The organism is Klebsiella sp. R445, assembly GCF_051131755.1.
Lineage (GTDB): Bacteria > Pseudomonadota > Gammaproteobacteria > Enterobacterales > Enterobacteriaceae > Klebsiella > Klebsiella lignicola.
This window is the reverse complement of sequence record NZ_CP180446.1, coordinates 4,816,131-4,833,904: the sequence shown is the minus strand read 5'-3', so window position 1 is coordinate 4,833,904 and position 17,774 is coordinate 4,816,131. Positions and strand designations below refer to the sequence as shown.

Below are 17,774 nucleotides of genomic sequence, written 5' to 3'. Positions count from 1 at the left end.
AAAATGTGACCAAAACAAACTTGATCACGGGGTTTCTCGGCAGCGGTAAGACGACCTCGATTCTTCATCTGCTGGCCCATAAGCCTGCAGATGAAAAATGGGCCGTGCTGGTTAATGAGTTTGGCGAAGTGGGTATCGACGGGGCCTTGCTGGCCGAAAGCGGTGCGCTACTCAAAGAGATCCCCGGCGGCTGCATGTGCTGCGTCAACGGCCTGCCGATGCAGGTTGGGCTGAACACCCTGCTACGCCAGGGAAAACCGGATCGTCTGCTGATTGAGCCCACCGGGCTTGGCCACCCTAAACAAATTCTCGATATCCTCACCGCCGCCGTCTACGAACCATGGATCGATCTTCGGGCAACGCTGTGCGTCCTCGATCCCCGTCAGCTGCTCGATAGCAAAGTGCTGGCGAATGATAATTTCCGCGATCAGCTTGCCGCGGCTGACATTATCATCAGCAATAAAACGGACCGCATGACGGCAGACAGCGAACAGGCCTTTCAGGCCTGGTGGCAGGACTATGGCGGTGAACGTCTGCACGTCACGGCGACGCAAGGCAACATCGACCCGGCGCTGCTGGACCTCCCACGGCATAATGTTGCCCCGCTGCCGACCAGCGCCGAACATGCGCACAGCCACGGCGCCACAAAGGGCCTGGGCGCGTTGAGCTTGCCGGCGCACCAGCGCTGGCGGCGCAGCCTCAACAGCGGCCAGGGCTATCAGGCCTGCGGCTGGATCTTTGATGCCGAGACCACCTTTGACACCATTGGGCTGCTGGAGTGGGCGCGCCTGGCGCCGGTTGAGCGCGTGAAGGGCGTGTTACGCATTGCGGAAGGTTTGGTCCGTATCAATCGCCAGGGGCTTGACCTGCATATTGAGACCCAAAACGTCGCACCGCCGGATAGCCGAATAGAGCTCATTAGTGCTTCCGAGGCCGACTGGAACGCGTTACAAGCCTCTTTGTTGAAACTTCGTTTAAGTTAAGGCGGTTATGTTTTCCGCCGTTTTACACAACTCGCGACCGTTATGTTAAAAAATCGATTACCCCTGATCCTGCTGCTGAACGCTGCCGGCTTCGCCCTGTTTTTATCGTGGTATCTGCCCGCGAATCACGGTTTCTGGTTTCCGCTGGACTCCGCTATCTTCCACTTCTTTAACCAGAGTGTGGGGACCAACCACGCCTGGGCCTGGCTGCTGGCGATCATCAATAACCGCGCCTTCGATGGCTGCTCATTGCTGGCAATGGGCTGCCTGATGCTCAGCTTCTGGCTGAAAGAGCAGAGCGCCGGGCGCCGCCGGATCGTGATTATCGGCCTGGTGATGCTGCTTTCCGCGGTGATTATTAACCAGCTGGCGCAGCATTTGATGCCGGTTAAACGCGCCAGCCCTTCCCTGTCGTTCAGCGGAATTGTGAAAGTCAGCGATGTCGTCTCTTTCCCGACCAAAGACGCGTCGAAAGACAGTTTCCCCGGTGACCACGGAATGATGCTGCTGATATTCGCCGCCTTTATGTGGCGCTATTTTGGCCGCCGGGCACTGGCGATTGCGCTCGCTATTTTTGTTATTTTCGCCTTCCCGCGGGTGATGATTGGCGCCCACTGGTTTACCGATATTGCCGTTGGCTCATTAACCGCCCTGCTGATTGGTGCCCCCTGGGTTCTGTTGACACCATTAAGCGATATTCTGGTGGGCTGGTTTGATCGCACGCTGCCGGGTAAAAAGGGTGAAAATTAACCCAACCGTTACAAATTATTAATATTATCCATAAGGGATCGTTCTCGGTCCCCTTATCGGCTTTTGCCACTTTTTGTCGTGATGGTCATCTTCGTGTCACATTAATCATCTTACAAAAGAAGTAATTGCATATTTTTTACCCGTCATTGACGCTATTTTGCGCTTTCCCGATGATTCACTTTTAGACGCAAAATTTCTTATAAGAAATCGCGCAAAACCACTCGCCATCCCCCGGTTGATAGGGTAATCTCGTTCTCGTTTTGCCTTTTCAGCAATATATTCTGGCTCAAAATTAAATTTGTGCGTTATCCCACAAATTTGGATTTAAGGAATTGTCTCATTGCTGGCAGGTATTTAGGCTCTAACACGTTTGGCATTTTTTATAACGACATTGTCGTTAAGGACAACAAGGGAAAACAAACAACATGGTCAAATCTCAGCCGATTTTGAGATATATCTTGCGGGTGGTTCCCGCAATAGCAGTGGCAGTGTTGCTTTCTGCCTGTAGTTCGACAAGTAGTACCGCGAAGAATATGCATTCTGAGACGCATGCTGTGGGTAGTGGCGATTTATCATCACTGCAAGCTTCTCAGGATGAATTTGAAAAGATGGTCAGCAACTTGAACGTTAAGACCAAGTTGATGGACCAGTATGCCAGCTGGAAAGGCGTGCGTTACCGCCTCGGCGGCAGCACCCGTAAGGGTATTGATTGTTCCGCGTTTGTACAGCGTACCTTCCGCGAACAATTTGGTCTGGAACTGCCGCGCTCGACCTCTGAGCAGCAAGATTCCGGCAAGTCGATTTCACGTTCTCAGCTGCGCACCGGTGATTTAGTGCTGTTCCGCGCAGGGTCAACGGGTCGTCATGTAGGCATTTATATCGGTAACGATCAGTTCGTACATGCTTCCACCAGCAGCGGTGTGACCATCTCCAGCATGAACGAACCTTACTGGAAAAAGCGCTATAACGAAGCGCGTCGAGTTCTGAGCCGCTCGTAATCTCTTCTGCCGTCAGTTACCCTTGGCTGACGTTCAGATAAAAAACACTGCTGTGGCAGTGTTTTTTTTTGCCCATTTACCGGTAAACGCCGCAATATAGGCTATCTCTATTTAGTGACGATAGAAAAAGTATTTTCTATCAACCCATTGGCGTGACTCATTAACACGGACAGACTACAGGCTATGCTTACCCGTTATCTATCGCCCCGACGGAACATCTGGCTGAACAGCATACTCATTGGAATCATCGCCGCCCTGCTCGCCGGCAGCATTCAGTTTATGGCGATTTACCACAGTCGATCTGAGCGCTTTGACAGCGTCATCGATAACATCAGCGTCTTTCTGACGAATTATTTTCACGACCTCAACAAGACCATTGCCGACCTGCAGCCGCTGGTTGACCAGAACTGTGAAAATATCGCCTCCGGGTTGACCGCCAAAGCGGCCTTCAGCCCAAACGTTCGCGCTTTTCTGCTGGTCAAAGATGGCAAGGCCTTCTGCTCTTCCGCCACCGGGCCGATGGACTCGCCGCTGACGGAGCTGATTCCGAGGCTGGATATCAGTAAACCGGTAGACATGCAGCTCCTGCCAGGAACGCCCATGATGCCGAAGAGCGCCGCGCTGGCCCTGTGGATACGCAGCCCGCACGGTGGAAATGATGACGTATTCGTCTCCGTCAATACCAACCTGCTCCCCTATTTTCTCTATACCGCCCGTCAGGATGATTTCAGCGGTATTGCACTGGTCGTGAATAACCTCGCCCTGACCACCTTTAACAACCGCCTCGTTGACCCAAAGACCATGTCAACGCAACCCATTCGCCAGCTGGAAATAAAAGGCCTGCCGTTGAAGGTCTATCTCTATGCCAACAGCTGGCTGTCGGAGAATATGCAGTTTGCCCTTCTGCTGGGAATGGTTAGCGGCCTGCTAGCGGGGCTGATTGGTTACTACATTCTCACGTTGCGCTCCGACCCACGAAAAGAGCTGCAGACGGCGATTAACAAAAACCAGTTTTATATTGTTTACCAGCCGGTGGTGAAAGCCGATACCCTGCATATCAGCGGTGTCGAAGTGCTGATGCGCTGGCGACATCCGATAGGCGGAGAGATCCCCCCGGACGTATTTATTAACCTCGCCGAAACCCAGCAAATGATCGTTCCGCTCACCCATCATCTGTTCTCATTGATCGCCCGTGACGCGCCAACGCTGAAAACGATCCTGCCGGCAGGAACCAAGCTTGGGCTTAACATCTCCCCTGCCCACCTCCATGCCGATGGCTTTCAGGACGACCTCCGCCAGTTTGCCGCCGCCATGCCCGCCAACCACTTCAATGTGGTGCTGGAAATAACCGAACGGGCGATGATCGATAAAAACAAATCGCTGGCGATATTTGACTGGCTGCATGAGCAGGGTTTTGAAATTGCGATCGATGACTTTGGTACCGGGCACAGCGCGCTGATCTATCTTGAGCGTTATAACTTTGACTACCTGAAAATCGACCGCGGCTTTGTGCAGGCTATCGGGACCGAAACCGTCACCTCGCCGGTGCTGGACGCCGTCCTGACCCTGAGCAGGCGCCTGAAGCTCCTGACCGTTGCTGAAGGGGTCGAAACGCCGGAACAGGCCGAGTGGCTCCGCAAGCAGGGGGTACACTACCTGCAAGGCTACTGGCTGAGCCGCCCGATTTCGCTGGAAATGCTGCTGGAAGCGCATGACGAACCGGCAAAATATTTTGCCAACCGCTAGCCTTCCCTTATGATGCCACTCTGCAGGCAGGCCAGCATCTGGCCTGCTCACTAAGGATAAGAATCTGGTTATGTTTGTCCGCGTCTGCCTGGTATTCCTGACCCTGCTGAGCCTGAACAGCCGAGCGCAAACTATTCAAGAGAGCAGCACGCTCTCGATCATTGGTGAACCGAAGTACCGCGACGATTTTAGCCACTTCGATTACGCTAACCCGGCGGCACCGAAGGGAGGCACTATCGTCAATGCCGCCATCGGCACCTTCGACAATTTCAACCGCTACGCGCTACGCGGTAACCCAGGTGTCCGCACCGAGGCTCTGTACGATACGCTGTTCACCACCTCCGACGACGAACCCGGCAGCTATTACCCGCTCATTGCCGAGCGCGCCCGCTACGCCGACGATTTCTCGTGGATGGAGGTCACCCTCAATCCCCACGCCCGCTTTCATGATGGCAGCCCGATTAGCGCCAGCGATGTCGCCTTTACCTTCCACAAATTTATGACCGAAGGGGTGCCGCAGTTTCGCTTGTTCTACAAGGGGACGAGCGTAGAGGCTATTGCCCCGCGCACCGTGCGCATCACGCTCGGGCAGCCCGGAAAAGAAAACATGCTGGGCCTGCTGACCCTGCCGGTGATGCCGGAGGCATTCTGGCGTCAGCATAAGCTCAGCGATCCGCTCTCCACGCCGCCGCTGGCCAGCGGCCCGTACCGCATTACCGACTGGCGGATGGGGCAATACATTGTCTACTCGCGGGTCAAAAACTACTGGGCGGCCGATCTTCCGGTGAACCGCGGGCGCTGGAATTTTGACACCCTGCGCTACGACTATTATCTCGACGATAACGTCGCCTTTGAGGCTTTTAAGGCCGGGGCCGTCGACCGGCGCGAAGAGGCCGTCGCCAGAAACTGGGCCACCCGTTACGTCGGGCGCAACTTTACCCAGGGCTATATCGTCAAAGATACCTACCAGAATACCTCGGCGCAGGACACCCAATGGCTGGCGTTTAATATCCAGCGCCCGGTCTTCAGCGACCGCCGGGTCCGCCAGGCGGTGACCCTCGCCTTCGATTTCGAATGGATGAACAAGGCGCTGTTCTATAGCGCCTACAGCCGCAGCAACAGCTACTTCCAGAATACCGAATACGCCGCCCGTCAGCCGCCTGACGCCGAAGAGCTTGCCCTGCTGACGCCGATGAAAAAAGCGCTGCCGCCGGAGGTCTTCACCACCGTTTATCAACCGCCACGCTCCAGCGGCGATGGGTTCGACCGCGCCAACCTGCTGCAGGCGGATGCCCTGCTGAACCAGGCCGGATGGGTAGTCAAAAACCAGCGGCGGGTCAATGCAGTCACCGGTAAACCGCTGCGCTTCGAACTGCTGCTCTCCTCCGGCAGCAACGATCGCTGGGTGCTGCCGTTCCGGCATAATCTCCAGCGCCTGGGGATCACCATGGATATTCGCCAGGTTGATAATTCGCAGTACACTAACCGTCGACGCAGCCGCGATTACGACATGATGCCTAACGTCTGGCGCGCGACGCCATGGCCCGGCACTGACCTGCAAATCTCCTGGGATTCATCGTATATTCACTCCAGCTACAACGCCCCGGGCGTCCAGAGCCCGGAAGTGGACCAACTGATTGCGCAGATCATCCGCTGGCAGGGCAATAAACAGAAGCTGCTGCCGCTGGGACGCGCGCTGGACCGGGTGCTCACCTGGAACTATTACATGCTGCCGATGTGGTATATGGCGCAGGACAGAACGGCCTACTGGAATAAATTCTCGTTCCCGCAGACGCGTCCCGTTTACTCGTACGGGTTTGATAGCTGGTGGTATGACGACAACAAAGCGGCAAAACTGCCCGCGGACAGACGGTAAGGAATCACGATGGGCGCATACCTGATCCGCCGGTTACTGCTGATTATCCCCACCCTGTGGGCGATCATCACGATCAACTTTTTTATTGTGCAAATTGCCCCCGGCGGCCCGGTCGATCAGGCCATTTCCGCCATCGAATTTGACAATCGCGGCGGCTTACCGGGGGCCGGAGAAAGCGGCATGACCGCCAGCCACGCGCGCACCGGCGTCAGCAATATCAGCGAAGGGCATTATCGCGGCGGACGCGGCCTGGACCCGGAGGTGATTGCCGAAATCACCCGCCGCTACGGCTTCGATAAACCGCTCCACGAGCGCTACCTGAAAATGCTCGGCGATTATCTGCGTTTCGATTTTGGCGACAGCCTGTTTCGCAGCGCATCGGTTTTACAGCTGATTAAAAACAGCCTGCCGGTCTCCATCACCCTCGGCCTGTGGAGCACGCTGATTATCTATCTGGTGTCGATCCCGCTTGGGATCCGTAAAGCGGTGCATAACGGCAGCCGCTTCGATATCTGGAGCAGCACGCTGATGATAATTGGCTATGCCATCCCGGCGTTTCTGTTCGCCATTGTGCTGATCGTGGTCTTCGCCGGTGGCAGCTATTTCGATCTCTTCCCGCTGCGCGGGCTGGTATCGGCCAACTTCGACAGCCTGTCGTGGTACCAAAAGATCCTCGACTATCTGTGGCATATTACGCTGCCGGTGCTGGCAACGGTCATCGGCGGTTTTGCGGCGCTGACCATGCTGACCAAAAACAGTTTTCTGGATGAGATCCGCAAGCAGTATGTCGTCACCGCCCGGGCCAAAGGGGTCAGTGAAAAACGTATTCTATGGGGCCACGTGTTCCGCAACGCGATGCTGCTGGTGATCGCCGGCTTCCCGGCGATGTTTATCAGTATGTTCTTTACCGGCTCGCTGCTGATTGAGGTGATGTTCTCCCTCAATGGTCTGGGGCTGCTGGGCTACGAAGCGACCGTCTCCCGCGATTACCCGGTGATGTTCGGGACGCTGTACATATTTACGCTGATCGGCCTGCTGCTGAATATTGTCAGTGATATCTGCTATACGCTGGTCGATCCCCGCATTGATTTTGAGGGCCGCTGATGTCTTTTCTGACCCCTGCTAATCAGGCCCGCTGGGCGCGCTTTCGCCAGCATCGTCGCGGCTACGTCTCGCTGTGGCTGTTTTTATTGCTGTTTGTCTGTAGCCTCTGCGCGGAGCTGATTGCCAACGACCGCCCCCTGCTGGTGCAGTATCGCGGCAGCCTGTACCTACCGGCCCTCAAAAATTACAGCGAAACCACCTTTGGCGGCCCTTTCGCCACCGCCGCCGACTATCAGGACCCGTGGCTACAACAACAGTTGCATGACAACGGCTGGGTCCTGTGGGCGCCGGTCCATTTTGGCGCCACCACCATCAACTTCGCCAGCGACGCCCCCTTCCCTTCACCGCCCTCGGCACGCAACTGGCTGGGGACCGATGCCAACGGCGGCGATGTGCTGGCCCGGATTTTATACGGCACGCGGATCTCGCTGCTGTTCGGCCTGATGCTGACCTTTTTCTCCAGCGTGCTGGGGGTGCTGGCTGGGGCGATACAGGGCTACTACGGCGGAAAGATCGACCTCTGGGGGCAGCGATTTATTGAAGTGTGGTCGGGGATGCCAACCCTGTTCCTGATTATTTTACTCTCCAGCGTGGTACAGCCAGGCTTCTGGTGGCTGCTGGCCATTACCGTGCTGTTTGGCTGGATGACGCTGGTAGGCGTCGTGCGCGCGGAGTTTCTGCGTACCCGTAACTATGACTACATCCGTGCCGCCCAGGCGCTGGGGGTCAGCGATCGCCATATCATCTGGCGCCACATGCTGCCCAACGCGCTGGTGGCGACCCTGACCTTCCTGCCGTTTATCCTGTGCAGCTCCATCACCACCCTGACCTCGCTGGATTTCCTCGGCTTCGGCCTGCCGTTAGGCTCGCCTTCACTGGGGGAACTGCTGCTGCAAGGCAAAAACAATCTGCAGGCGCCGTGGCTGGGTATCGCCGCGTTTCTGTCGGTGGCGGTGCTATTAACGTTATTAATTTTCATTGGTGAAGCCGTCCGTGACGCCTTCGATCCTGGTAAGGCGGTATAACATGACCCAGCCGTTGTTAGAGATCGACCACCTGTCCATCGCCTTTCGCCAGCAAGGGAAAATCAACGTTGTCGTCAGCGACCTCTCGCTGCAGATTGCCGCTGGTGAAACCCTGGCGCTGGTCGGCGAATCCGGCTCCGGTAAAAGCGTCTCCGCCCTGTCGGTGCTTCGCCTGCTTCCTGCGCCGCCGGTCAGCTATCCCGGGGGCGACATTCGCTTTCACGGGCAATCGCTGCTGCACGCCGATGAACGCACCCTGAGCCAGGTCCGCGGCAACCGCATTGCGATGATTTTCCAGGAGCCGATGGTGTCACTCAATCCGCTGCACACCCTGGAAAAGCAGCTCTATGAAGTGCTGTCTCTGCATCGCGGGATGCGTAAAGAAGCAGCGCGGGGGGAGATCCTCAGCTGTCTCGATCGCGTAGGGATCCGCCAGCCTCTGCGTCGGCTGGCCGACTACCCACATCAGCTTTCCGGCGGCGAGCGCCAGCGGGTGATGATTGCCATGGCGCTGCTTACCCGCCCGGAGCTGTTGATTGCCGACGAGCCAACCACCGCGCTGGATGTGTCGGTGCAGGCGCAAATTCTGCAGCTGCTGCGTGAGCTGAAAAACGAACTCAATATGGGTCTGCTGTTTATTACCCATAACTTAAGCATTGTCCGCCAGTTGGCCGACCGCGTCGCAGTGATGCAGCACGGGCACTGCGTCGAACAGAACGACTGCCGCAGCCTGTTTGCCGCCCCTGCGCATCCGTATACTCAACGCCTGCTGGATAGCGAACCTTCCGGTCATCCGGTGCCGCTGGCCGCCGATGCGCCGCTGGTGCTTCAGGCCAACGACCTGAGCGTCGCGTTCCCGGTGCGCAAAGGGATCCTCCGCCGGGTGGTCGATCATAACCGGGTAGTCAACGCGCTCAACTTCCAGCTGCGGGCCGGAGAGACGCTCGGACTGGTGGGTGAATCCGGCTCAGGGAAAAGCACCACCGGTCTGGCGCTGCTGCGTCTTATCGCCTCTGAGGGGGGGATCGTTTTCGCCGGCGAGACCTTACAGGGGCGCACTCGTCGGCAGATGCTGCCGTTACGTCGGCGCATGCAGATCGTCTTCCAGGATCCCAACTCATCGCTGAATCCCCGGTTGAACGTCTTGCAGATTATTGAGGAAGGGCTGCGCGTCCACCAGCCAACGTTAACCGCGAGCGCGCGTGAACAAGCGGTGGTACAGGCGATGCAGGAAGTCGGGCTCGATCCGCAAACGCGTTTTCGCTACCCCGCCGAGTTTTCCGGCGGCCAACGTCAGCGTATTGCCATCGCCCGGGCGCTGATTGTGAAACCCCAGCTTATCGTGCTGGATGAACCGACCTCATCACTGGACAAGACCGTTCAGGCGCAAATTCTGACCTTGCTGAAAGCATTACAGAAAAAGCACCGGCTGGCCTATATTTTTATCAGCCACGATCTGCGCGTTGTGCGCACGTTATGTCATCAGGTGATGGTGCTCAGGCATGGGGAGATTGTCGAGCAGGGAGAGTGCGAACGCGTGTTTACCGCTCCGCAGCAGGCGTATACCCGCCAGCTTCTGGCGCTGGGCTGAAGGTCAGAATGGGTTGTTACCCGAGAAAGGTTCAGCGATCGCCACGCCGAAATTTTTCAGTCGACAGGTTGCCGCAAACTCGTCCTGCAGATTCACAAACAGACACGGTTCGCCTTCACATTCAACGATGGAACAATCCACTTCGATATCGCTGAGCGCCTGGCTGAGCTTATGCATAACCGGCCACGCCTTCTCGCCATCCGGGCTGAGCAGCTTCAACGCAACGAGGCTGTTTTCGCTCTGTGCGCCGTTTTGCGGAATCGGTTCAACTCTTGAACCCGCAAAACCGGCGAGCCAACGATAGCTCTGCGGCAGACGGTGTACGATAGAGAGTTGCTGTGTATTCACTTAGTTTCCCCGGAAGCAAAATGCTTCACAATAAATTTACATCAATATTAACACATTGTTGACAAATAGTCCTGCATCCGCATAGAAAACGTTTACACCCGCATTACACCAGGGCTAACGACTTATAATCCAGAACTTTATAGTTTCGCTGCGGAAACAGATCGGGGCTATATGTACCCGTTTCTGTGATCCAAAACAACTTTTTTATCGCAACAATGCGACTTTTTACACTAATTGATTTTACATAAAAGAAACAAATCACAGAAGAATGAAGCTCATCGTGCTTGATGTGCATCAAAAAAGGGGCGGAAATCGCCCCTTCAGGAAGGAATGTTAAGAAATACTAATGTGCGGTTTTTCGCCGTCGGCTGGCGTAGAGATAGAACAGGATCGAGCAGCTGGCACAGAACGCAATTGAAATCAGCATTGGCCAGGCAGTGGTAAAGGTCGCCATCGACAGCAGCGCCCCCGTAATTGCCCCGATACCAAAACGGAATGTCCCGGCCAACGAAGAGGCGGTACCCGCCATATGCGGGAACTCATCGAGAATCACCGCCATGGCGTTAGACGAAACCATCGACACGCAGCCGACAAACGCGGCAACGCCCAGCACCAGCGCCCAGAAGCCAACTCCCAGCAGCGCGCAGACCACCATCCAGACAGCCATCAAAAACTGGATCCACAGCCCGGCCCGGAACATATTCACCGCCCCGACCCGCCGGACAAAGCGGCTGTTAATAATGGTCATGATGAACAGGAAGACGATATTCAGGGCAAAATAGTAACCAAAGTGCTGCGGCGAAACGTGGTTAATATTAATGTACACAAACGGACCGGCGCTGAGGAACGAGAACATCCCGGCAAAACTGAAGCCGCTCGCCAGCATATAGCTCAACACCCGTTTATGACGGAACAAGGTGGCGAAATTACCCAGCGTGGTGCGTAGACGAAACTTTTGCCGCCGTTCAACCGGCAGCGTTTCGCTGATGAAAAAGGCTATCATCGCAGAGGCCAGCAGCGCCGCCACGGCGAGGATCCAGAAAATAGAATGCCAGCTGAACCACACCAGCACGGCGCCGCCCACCATGGGCGCCACCAGCGGTGCAATCGTCGTCACCAGCATGACGAATGACATCATTCGCGAAAACTCTTCTTTCGGGTAGATGTCACGCATCAGGGCGTTGATCACCACGCTCGCCGCCGCGGCCGCCAGGCCGTGGAAAAAGCGCATGGTAATCAGCATTTCGATGGTCTGTGATAGCGCACAGGCCACCGCCGCCGCGGCAAAAATCAGCGTTCCCCCGAGGATCACCGGCTTACGACCGATGCTGTCTGCCATCGGACCGTACAGCAGCTGGCCTAGCGCGAAGCCCAGAATATAAGTACTGAGCGTCATCTGCGCACTGCCGTCCGGCACGTTAAACTGTGCCGATATCACCGGCAGCGCCGGGAGATACATATCGATCGACAGTGGCATCAACATGGCCAGAAGGCCAAGAATAAACACAATCCCCAGTGAAGAATTCTGCTTTGCCGTCACGCTTTACTCCGTGTTTGTGGGAGGCCAACGCTGGCGATCTCGGCTTCCGTCAACGGGCGGTATTCGCCAGGTTCCAGATCATCATCCAGCATAATGTCACCAATACGTTCACGATGCAGACCGACCACGCGGTTACCGACCGCCGCGAACATTCTTTTCACCTGATGATAGCGTCCTTCGCTGATCGTCAGGCGGACTTCCGTTGGCGTCAGCACTTCCAGGACCGCCGGCTTGGTCAGGCTTTTTTCATTGTGCAGCTGAACGCCGTGGGCAAACTGCTCCGCCGTCTGGTCATCCACCGGGTTTTCCAGCTGCACCAGATAGGTTTTCTCGCAGTGATGACGCGGAGAAGTAATGCGATGGGACCACTGCCCGTCGTCGGTCATCAGCACCAGCCCGGTGGTATCGATATCCAGTCGGCCTGCGGCATGCAGCTTGTACGCCACCGGAACATCGAGGAAATAGAGGACCGTCGGATGATCGGGGTCATCCGTGGAGCAGACGTATCCCTGCGGCTTGTTGAGCATAAAGTAGCGCGGGCCGTTCTGCTGAGTCAGGGTGTTGCCGTCAAATTCCACGTCGTGCTCCGGCAGGAGCTTGAACGACGCATCTTTGACGATCTCGCCATCCACAAGAACGCGGCTGCTGCGGATTTCACGCCCGGCAATAGCCCTACTGACGCCAAGTTGCTGAGCGATAAACTTATCAAGTCGCATGAGATTTTTTTAGCCTGTAATAATGCTGGAGCGGGCAAACGCCCGAAAAAGAAGAAATTCATTGGCTAGTATAACGGGCTCTTAACGCCACTCAAGGGAAAAAATTCGTGGCATACTGTCGGCGACTCCTCTTTGCCAACTGATTAACGCCCGAAACGCTATGACTTTTACACTACGCCCCTATCAAAAAGAGGCGGTCGACGCCACGCTAGCCTGGTTTCGTCGCCATCATGAACCTGCCGCTATCGTCCTGCCCACCGGCGCCGGCAAAAGCCTGGTTATTGCCGAACTGGCACGCCTGGCGCGGGGTCGTGTGCTGGTGCTGGCGCACGTTAAAGAGCTGGTGGCGCAAAACCACGCCAAGTATTGCGCCCTCGGGCTGGAGGCGGATATTTTTGCCGCCGGTCTGAAACGCAAGGAGAGTCACGGCAAGGTGGTCTTCGGCAGCGTGCAGTCGGTAGCCCGCAACCTCGAAAGCTTTCAGAGCGAATTTTCCCTGCTGATTGTCGATGAATGCCACCGCATCAGCGATGACGACGACAGCCAGTATCAGCAAATTATCAGCCATTTGCAGCAGGTCAATCCGCAACTGCGCCTGCTCGGACTGACTGCCACGCCGTTCCGGCTCGGTAAAGGCTGGATCTACCAGTTTCATTATCATGGCATGGTGCGCGGCGACGAAAAGGCGCTGTTTCGCGACTGTATCTACGAGCTGCCGCTGCGCTACATGATTAAGCACGGTTTTCTGACGCCCCCGGAACGCCTGGATATGCCGGTGGTGCAGTATGATTTCAGCCGCCTGCAGCCGCAGAATAACGGGCTGTTTAGTGAAGCTGACCTCAACCTCGAGCTAAAAAAGCAGCAGCGCATCACGCCGCACATTATCAGCCAGATTGTGGAGTTTGCCCAAACGCGCAAAGGGGTGATGATTTTCGCCTCCACCGTCGAACATGCACGGGAAATTACCGGCCTGCTACCCGCCGGTGAGGCCGAGCTGATTACCGGTGAGACGCCGGGCCCGCAGCGCGATCGTATTATCGAGGCCTTTAAGGCGCAGCAGTATCGCTATCTGGTCAACGTGGCGGTTCTCACCACCGGGTTTGACGCACCACATGTCGATCTGATCGCCATTCTGCGCCCTACCGAATCGGTGAGCCTGTATCAGCAGATTGTCGGCCGTGGCCTGCGCCTGGCGCCGGGCAAAACCGACTGCCTGATCCTCGACTATGCCGGCAATCCTCATGACCTCTACGCGCCGGAAGTTGGCACGCCAAAAGGCAAGAGCGACAACGTTCCGGTGCAGGTCTTCTGCCCGGCCTGCGGTTTCGCCAATACCTTCTGGGGAAAAACCACCGCCGACGGCACGCTGATCGAGCATTTTGGCCGCCGCTGCCAGGGCTGGTTTGACGATGATGAAGGCCATCGTGAGCAGTGTGATTTTCGCTTTCGCTTTAAAAACTGCCCGCAGTGTAATGCGGAAAATGATATTGCCGCCCGCCGCTGCCGCGAGTGCGACACCATTCTGGTGGACCCCGATGATATGCTGAAGGCGGCGCTGAAGCTTAAAGACGCGCTGGTCTTGCGCTGTAGTGGTATGGACCTGCAGCACGGCGCCGACGACAAAGGCCCGTGGCTGAAAATCACCTATTACGATGAAGACGGCGCCGACGTCAGCGAACGCTTCCGCCTACAAACCCCGGCCCAGCGCACCGCGTTTGAGCAGCTGTTTATCCGCCCACATACCCGCACGCCGGGCATCCCGCTGCGCTGGATAACGCCGGCCGATATTCTCGCCCAGCAGCCGCTGCTGCGCCATCCGGACTTCGTGGTCGCCCGCATGAAAGGGCAATACTGGCAGGTGCGGGAAAAAGTCTTCGACTATCAGGGCCGTTTTCGCCGGGCCGGCGAACTGCGGTAATCGCGCTTCGCGACTGAGGTTTTCATTGCCGTTAGCGCCACAGGCGGATATAATGCCGCCCGCTTTTGCATTCGCAAAGCAGATCATCTGCCTGCTGCTGGGTCGCCTGTAGCAGGATTTAAATATAGAGAGATATCAATGTTTACTATCGACGCAGAAGTACGTAAAGAGCAGGGTAAGGGTGCGAGCCGCCGCCTGCGTGCAGCTAACAAATTCCCGGCCATCATTTATGGCGGCGAAGCTACTCCGGTAGCAATTGAGCTGGACCAGGACAAACTGTGGAACATTCAGGGTAAAGCTGAGTTCTACGGTGAAGTTCTGACCATCGTTATCGATGGCAAAGAAGAAAAAGTAAAAGTTCAGGCTGTTCAGCGTCACCCGTTCAAGCCAAAACTGTCTCACATCGACTTCGTTCGCGCGTAATCGCCGAAAGTTAAGTTGAGTGGCAAACGCCCCAGTCCGCAAGGTCCGGGGCGTTTTGTTTTATAGCCTGTTACCCTGCTCCGGCGCCAGCAGCGTTCCCGCATTCAGCGCCAGATGTTGCAGCAGCATGATGGTTTTCGCATCCACGATAATACCATCACGGATCGCCTGTAGCGCCTGGGTTAACGGCCATTCCAGCACTTCGATATCTTCCCCTTCCGCCGCCAGCCCTCCCCCTTCGCCGCAGCGATCGTCTGCCGTGTATTCGGCAATGAAAAAATAGAGTTTCTCGGTGACCGAACCCGGGCTCATGTAGGCGGTAAACACCGGCTCGATCCGCGTGACGCGAAAACCAGTCTCCTCTTCCGCTTCGGCGATAATGCGATCTTCCGGTGAGGCATTATCCAGCAGCCCGGCGGCCGCTTCGATCAGCAAGCCATCGTGGCCGTTAATCCACACCGGAAAGCGGAACTGGCGAATCAGCACCACCGTTTGCTTCGCCCGGTTATAGAGCAGAATCACGGCGCCATTGCCGCGATCGTAGGCTTCACGGCTTTGCTCCTGCCACCGGCCGTCCCGCCGCAGCAATTCAAAGGTATATTTTTTTAGCGTGTACCAGTTATCGGACAGCAACGTTTCCTGAACATGACGAACCTGCGGTATCTCACTTTGCATTTTTTTCCCCTGATGAGGTGACAGCAAGCACCATAACATGCAAAATAACGCACAAACAAGATCAAACATGCAGGATAAAACATGCTTGCCAGCCAACGAAAACAGCAGATTTTGCAGATCCTCAACGCCGAAAAACAGGTGATGTCCGGCGAGCTAAGCCAACGATTTAACGTCTCAGAAGACTCAATTCGCCGGGATTTACGCGAACTGGCGGCGGAGGGGAGGCTGCAGCGGGTTCACGGTGGCGCCCTGCCGGTTTCCGCCGCTATTGCGCCGATTGAAACAAGAAGAAACGTGCAAACAGCTTCAAAACAGGCCATTGCCCGACAGGCGGCGGCACTGATCCAGCCGGGTCAGGTGGTGATCCTCGATGGCGGCACCACTACCGGATACATGGTCAGCTATCTGCCTGCGGATTTAGCCTGCACTATCGTGACCCACAGCCCGGGAATTGCCGTTGCGCTGGTCGACAGACCGTTGATCGAGGTAATTCTTATCGGCGGGCGACTGTTTAAACATTCGGTGGTGACCGTAGGTGCCAGCGCGCTGGAAGGCATCGCGCGTATTAACGCCGATCTGTTTTTCATGGGGGTCACCGGAGTGCACCATCGTGCCGGTTTCACCACCGGTGATTATGAAGAGGCAGGTATCAAGCGAGCGCTTGCAGCACGGGCGGCGGAGACTATTGTGATGGCGTCACAGGAAAAGCTCAATTCGGCATCCGCCTTCGCGATTGGCGAATTAACCCTGGCGAGTACGTTGATTGTCGACAGCCCGCTGGACGAGGTATTACAGACGCAGCTCACCGGACACGGGATCGCGACGATCCATGCAAGCGCGGAATAGGATGAGGATAAGCAGGTGAGCAACCCCGGCCGCTGGCCGGGGCTGATTACGGTCAGTTACCGCCGGAGGTCCGGCGCTGCAGCTGATCGCGCAGGTTTGGCGGCGTGCCTTTAATGGTCAGGGTATCCGTTGCCGGATCCCAGAACACCCGCTCGCCCAGCAGCATGGCATCGAAGTTGATCGTTAACCCGCCGCCGCTGCCGGCAAACTTGGTTAACTGGCGCAGCGTGCTGCGGTCCGCCGGGAAGCTCTCTTCCAGCTCATACCCTTGTTCCGCGGTAAACTCCTGGAAGGTTTTCTCGCTGACGCCGGCAAGCTCTTTCGATAAAGACTCCAGCTCAATTTCTTCCCCCGCCTGCAGCTGTTCGTTGCAGTAGGTGTAGACCTGCTGGCGCACGTTCTGCCGTTCGGACTTATCGAGCTGCGCATCGGAGGCAAAATCATCAATCGCCTGCAGCAGCCCACGGTTCTGCGCCTTGGCATTAAGCCCTTCGCTGGCACCGAGGAAATCCATAAAGAAATCGGCCACTTTGCGCCCGACCCGGCCCTTCAGGAAGGTCAGGTAGCGGGTCGATTCCGGATTGGTTTCCCATTCGGTTAAATCGATACGCGCCACGATATCGGCATGGTTAATATCCAGATAGTGGGTGGAGCTGATATCCAGATCTTCGTTGACGCGCATGCTGCTTAAGTTGTTCAGCACCGCCACCAGCAGATACTCTACCGCCAGATAACGGTACTGGCAGAACAGCACGATACCGCCTTCTGCGAAGGGATATTTCGCCAGTTCGTCACGCAGACGACCGGTTGCCGCACGGCTGAACGGCAGAAACGCCTCTTCACCCTGACGCTGCAGGCGAAGGGCTTGTGCCAGTTCACTCTCTTCGTTAAACAGGCCATAGGCCTTATTTTTAGCGCTGTAGACGCGGTGCAGCTCGGCCATCATTTCCACGACCGTCGCGTTGGGCTCCAGCAATGAATCACGCAGCACCAGCTCGAGGTTTTGTTCATCACGCTTGATTAACTGATGCAGGGCAATCTGGTCGATATCCAGACTCATGTTAAACTCTCCTTTTAGACCGGCCGGTATTCAACCACCGCCGGGACGGCGACGCAACTGCCGCGTGACTCTTCGACAGCCAGAGACTCGCGATCCTGCGCGCTTTTGCGCCGTGGCGAAAAAATGCGGAAAAAAAGCTGCTGCTACGGTAATATGTTGCCCTTTCATGAACAAA

The 17,774-nt window shown here is 56.3% G+C and carries 16 protein-coding genes; 11 read left to right on the top strand and 5 right to left on the bottom strand.

Annotation, left to right across the window (positions count from 1 at the left end):
• Nucleotides 1-5 precede the first annotated feature (5 nt).
• The 8 genes from ACMYSN_RS22820 to yejF all read left to right on the top strand — a co-directional run bounded on the left by ACMYSN_RS22820 (nt 6) and on the right by yejF (nt 10,073).
• A complete protein-coding gene (locus tag ACMYSN_RS22820; protein WP_462496267.1) occupies nt 6-983 on the top strand; it encodes a CobW family GTP-binding protein in 978 nt (325 codons plus the stop codon).
• Nucleotides 984-1,025: 42 nt separating this feature from the next.
• Nucleotides 1,026-1,733: a phosphatase PAP2 family protein gene (locus ACMYSN_RS22815; protein ID WP_462496266.1), complete on the top strand. Its 708-nt coding sequence runs from the start codon at nt 1,026-1,028 to the stop codon at nt 1,731-1,733.
• Nucleotides 1,734-2,158: 425 nt separating this feature from the next.
• The gene (gene mepS / locus ACMYSN_RS22810; protein WP_462496265.1) at nt 2,159-2,731 is read left to right on the top strand and encodes a bifunctional murein DD-endopeptidase/murein LD-carboxypeptidase; all 573 of its coding nucleotides are present in this window, start codon (nt 2,159-2,161) and stop codon (nt 2,729-2,731) included.
• A gap of 183 nt (nt 2,732-2,914) precedes the next feature.
• Nucleotides 2,915-4,477 carry a cyclic di-GMP phosphodiesterase gene (locus ACMYSN_RS22805; RefSeq protein WP_462496264.1) on the top strand — a complete coding sequence of 521 codons (1,563 nt, stop codon included), beginning with the start codon at nt 2,915-2,917 and terminating at the stop codon, nt 4,475-4,477.
• A gap of 70 nt (nt 4,478-4,547) precedes the next feature.
• A complete protein-coding gene (locus ACMYSN_RS22800; RefSeq protein ID WP_462496263.1) occupies nt 4,548-6,353 on the top strand; it encodes an extracellular solute-binding protein in 1,806 nt (601 codons plus the stop codon).
• Nucleotides 6,354-6,362: 9 nt separating this feature from the next.
• Complete coding sequence (locus ACMYSN_RS22795; RefSeq protein ID WP_462496262.1) at nt 6,363-7,457, top strand: microcin C ABC transporter permease YejB; 1,095 nt, start codon at nt 6,363-6,365, stop codon at nt 7,455-7,457.
• The gene (locus tag ACMYSN_RS22790; protein ID WP_462496261.1) at nt 7,457-8,482 is read left to right on the top strand and encodes an ABC transporter permease family protein; all 1,026 of its coding nucleotides are present in this window, start codon (nt 7,457-7,459) and stop codon (nt 8,480-8,482) included. The genes ACMYSN_RS22795 and ACMYSN_RS22790 overlap by 1 nt, the downstream gene beginning before the upstream one ends.
• A 1-nt stretch (nt 8,483) precedes the next feature.
• Nucleotides 8,484-10,073, top strand: a complete 1,590-nt coding sequence (gene yejF, locus ACMYSN_RS22785) for an ABC transporter ATP-binding protein (RefSeq protein WP_462496260.1) — start codon at nt 8,484-8,486, stop codon at nt 10,071-10,073.
• Between the two features lie 3 nt (nt 10,074-10,076).
• On the opposite strand, the gene ACMYSN_RS22780 is transcribed toward yejF, so the two are convergent.
• From ACMYSN_RS22780 to rsuA, 3 genes are all read right to left on the bottom strand, one after another.
• A complete protein-coding gene (locus ACMYSN_RS22780) occupies nt 10,077-10,421 on the bottom strand; it encodes a YejG family protein (protein ID WP_123755175.1) in 345 nt (114 codons plus the stop codon).
• Between the two features lie 343 nt (nt 10,422-10,764).
• Nucleotides 10,765-11,961: a Bcr/CflA family multidrug efflux MFS transporter gene (locus ACMYSN_RS22775; RefSeq protein ID WP_462496259.1), complete on the bottom strand. Its 1,197-nt coding sequence runs from the start codon at nt 11,959-11,961 to the stop codon at nt 10,765-10,767.
• On the bottom strand, nt 11,958-12,677 hold the full coding sequence (gene rsuA, locus ACMYSN_RS22770; RefSeq protein WP_462496258.1) for a 16S rRNA pseudouridine(516) synthase RsuA: 720 nt from the start codon (nt 12,675-12,677) through the stop codon (nt 11,958-11,960). Before rsuA ends, ACMYSN_RS22775 begins: the two co-directional genes overlap by 4 nt.
• A 160-nt stretch (nt 12,678-12,837) precedes the next feature.
• Here rsuA and ACMYSN_RS22765 point away from each other — a divergent pair, with 160 nt between their 5' ends.
• Nucleotides 12,838-14,595 carry a DEAD/DEAH box helicase gene (locus ACMYSN_RS22765; RefSeq protein ID WP_462496257.1) on the top strand — a complete coding sequence of 586 codons (1,758 nt, stop codon included), beginning with the start codon at nt 12,838-12,840 and terminating at the stop codon, nt 14,593-14,595.
• 138 nt (nt 14,596-14,733) lie between these two features.
• The gene (gene rplY, locus ACMYSN_RS22760; protein WP_095100671.1) at nt 14,734-15,018 is read left to right on the top strand and encodes a 50S ribosomal protein L25; all 285 of its coding nucleotides are present in this window, start codon (nt 14,734-14,736) and stop codon (nt 15,016-15,018) included.
• 60 nt (nt 15,019-15,078) lie between these two features.
• Here the strand turns inward: rplY and ACMYSN_RS22755 are convergent, their stop codons facing one another.
• A complete protein-coding gene (locus ACMYSN_RS22755; RefSeq protein ID WP_462496256.1) occupies nt 15,079-15,693 on the bottom strand; it encodes an NUDIX hydrolase in 615 nt (204 codons plus the stop codon).
• 81 nt (nt 15,694-15,774) lie between these two features.
• On the opposite strand from ACMYSN_RS22755, the gene ACMYSN_RS22750 reads away from it, so the two are divergent.
• Nucleotides 15,775-16,539 (top strand): DeoR/GlpR family DNA-binding transcription regulator, encoded by a 765-nt coding sequence (locus ACMYSN_RS22750; protein WP_462496255.1) that lies wholly within the window; start codon nt 15,775-15,777, stop codon nt 16,537-16,539.
• A gap of 52 nt (nt 16,540-16,591) precedes the next feature.
• Here ACMYSN_RS22750 and yejK read toward each other — a convergent pair whose 3' ends face one another.
• Entirely contained in the window at nt 16,592-17,599 is a 1,008-nt protein-coding gene (gene yejK / locus ACMYSN_RS22745; RefSeq protein WP_123755182.1) for a nucleoid-associated protein YejK, read from the bottom strand.
• Nucleotides 17,600-17,774: the final 175 nt, after the last annotated feature.

Bases quoted from the DNA above. Each gene is read 5' to 3' on its own strand.
- ACMYSN_RS22815 (WP_462496266.1), top strand. From the start codon at position 1,026: ATGTTAAAAAATCGATTACCCCTGATCCTGCTGCTGAACGCTGCCGGC.
- mepS (WP_462496265.1), top strand. From the start codon at position 2,159: ATGGTCAAATCTCAGCCGATTTTGAGATATATCTTGCGGGTGGTTCCC.
- ACMYSN_RS22805 (WP_462496264.1), top strand. From the start codon at position 2,915: ATGCTTACCCGTTATCTATCGCCCCGACGGAACATCTGGCTGAACAGC.
- ACMYSN_RS22800 (WP_462496263.1), top strand. From the start codon at position 4,548: ATGTTTGTCCGCGTCTGCCTGGTATTCCTGACCCTGCTGAGCCTGAAC.
- ACMYSN_RS22795 (WP_462496262.1), top strand. From the start codon at position 6,363: ATGGGCGCATACCTGATCCGCCGGTTACTGCTGATTATCCCCACCCTG.
- ACMYSN_RS22790 (WP_462496261.1), top strand. From the start codon at position 7,457: ATGTCTTTTCTGACCCCTGCTAATCAGGCCCGCTGGGCGCGCTTTCGC.
- yejF (WP_462496260.1), top strand. From the start codon at position 8,484: ATGACCCAGCCGTTGTTAGAGATCGACCACCTGTCCATCGCCTTTCGC.
- rsuA (WP_462496258.1), bottom strand. From the start codon at position 12,677: ATGCGACTTGATAAGTTTATCGCTCAGCAACTTGGCGTCAGTAGGGCT.
- ACMYSN_RS22765 (WP_462496257.1), top strand. From the start codon at position 12,838: ATGACTTTTACACTACGCCCCTATCAAAAAGAGGCGGTCGACGCCACG.
- rplY (WP_095100671.1), top strand. From the start codon at position 14,734: ATGTTTACTATCGACGCAGAAGTACGTAAAGAGCAGGGTAAGGGTGCG.
- ACMYSN_RS22755 (WP_462496256.1), bottom strand. From the start codon at position 15,693: ATGCAAAGTGAGATACCGCAGGTTCGTCATGTTCAGGAAACGTTGCTG.
- ACMYSN_RS22750 (WP_462496255.1), top strand. From the start codon at position 15,775: ATGCTTGCCAGCCAACGAAAACAGCAGATTTTGCAGATCCTCAACGCC.
- yejK (WP_123755182.1), bottom strand. From the start codon at position 17,599: ATGAGTCTGGATATCGACCAGATTGCCCTGCATCAGTTAATCAAGCGT.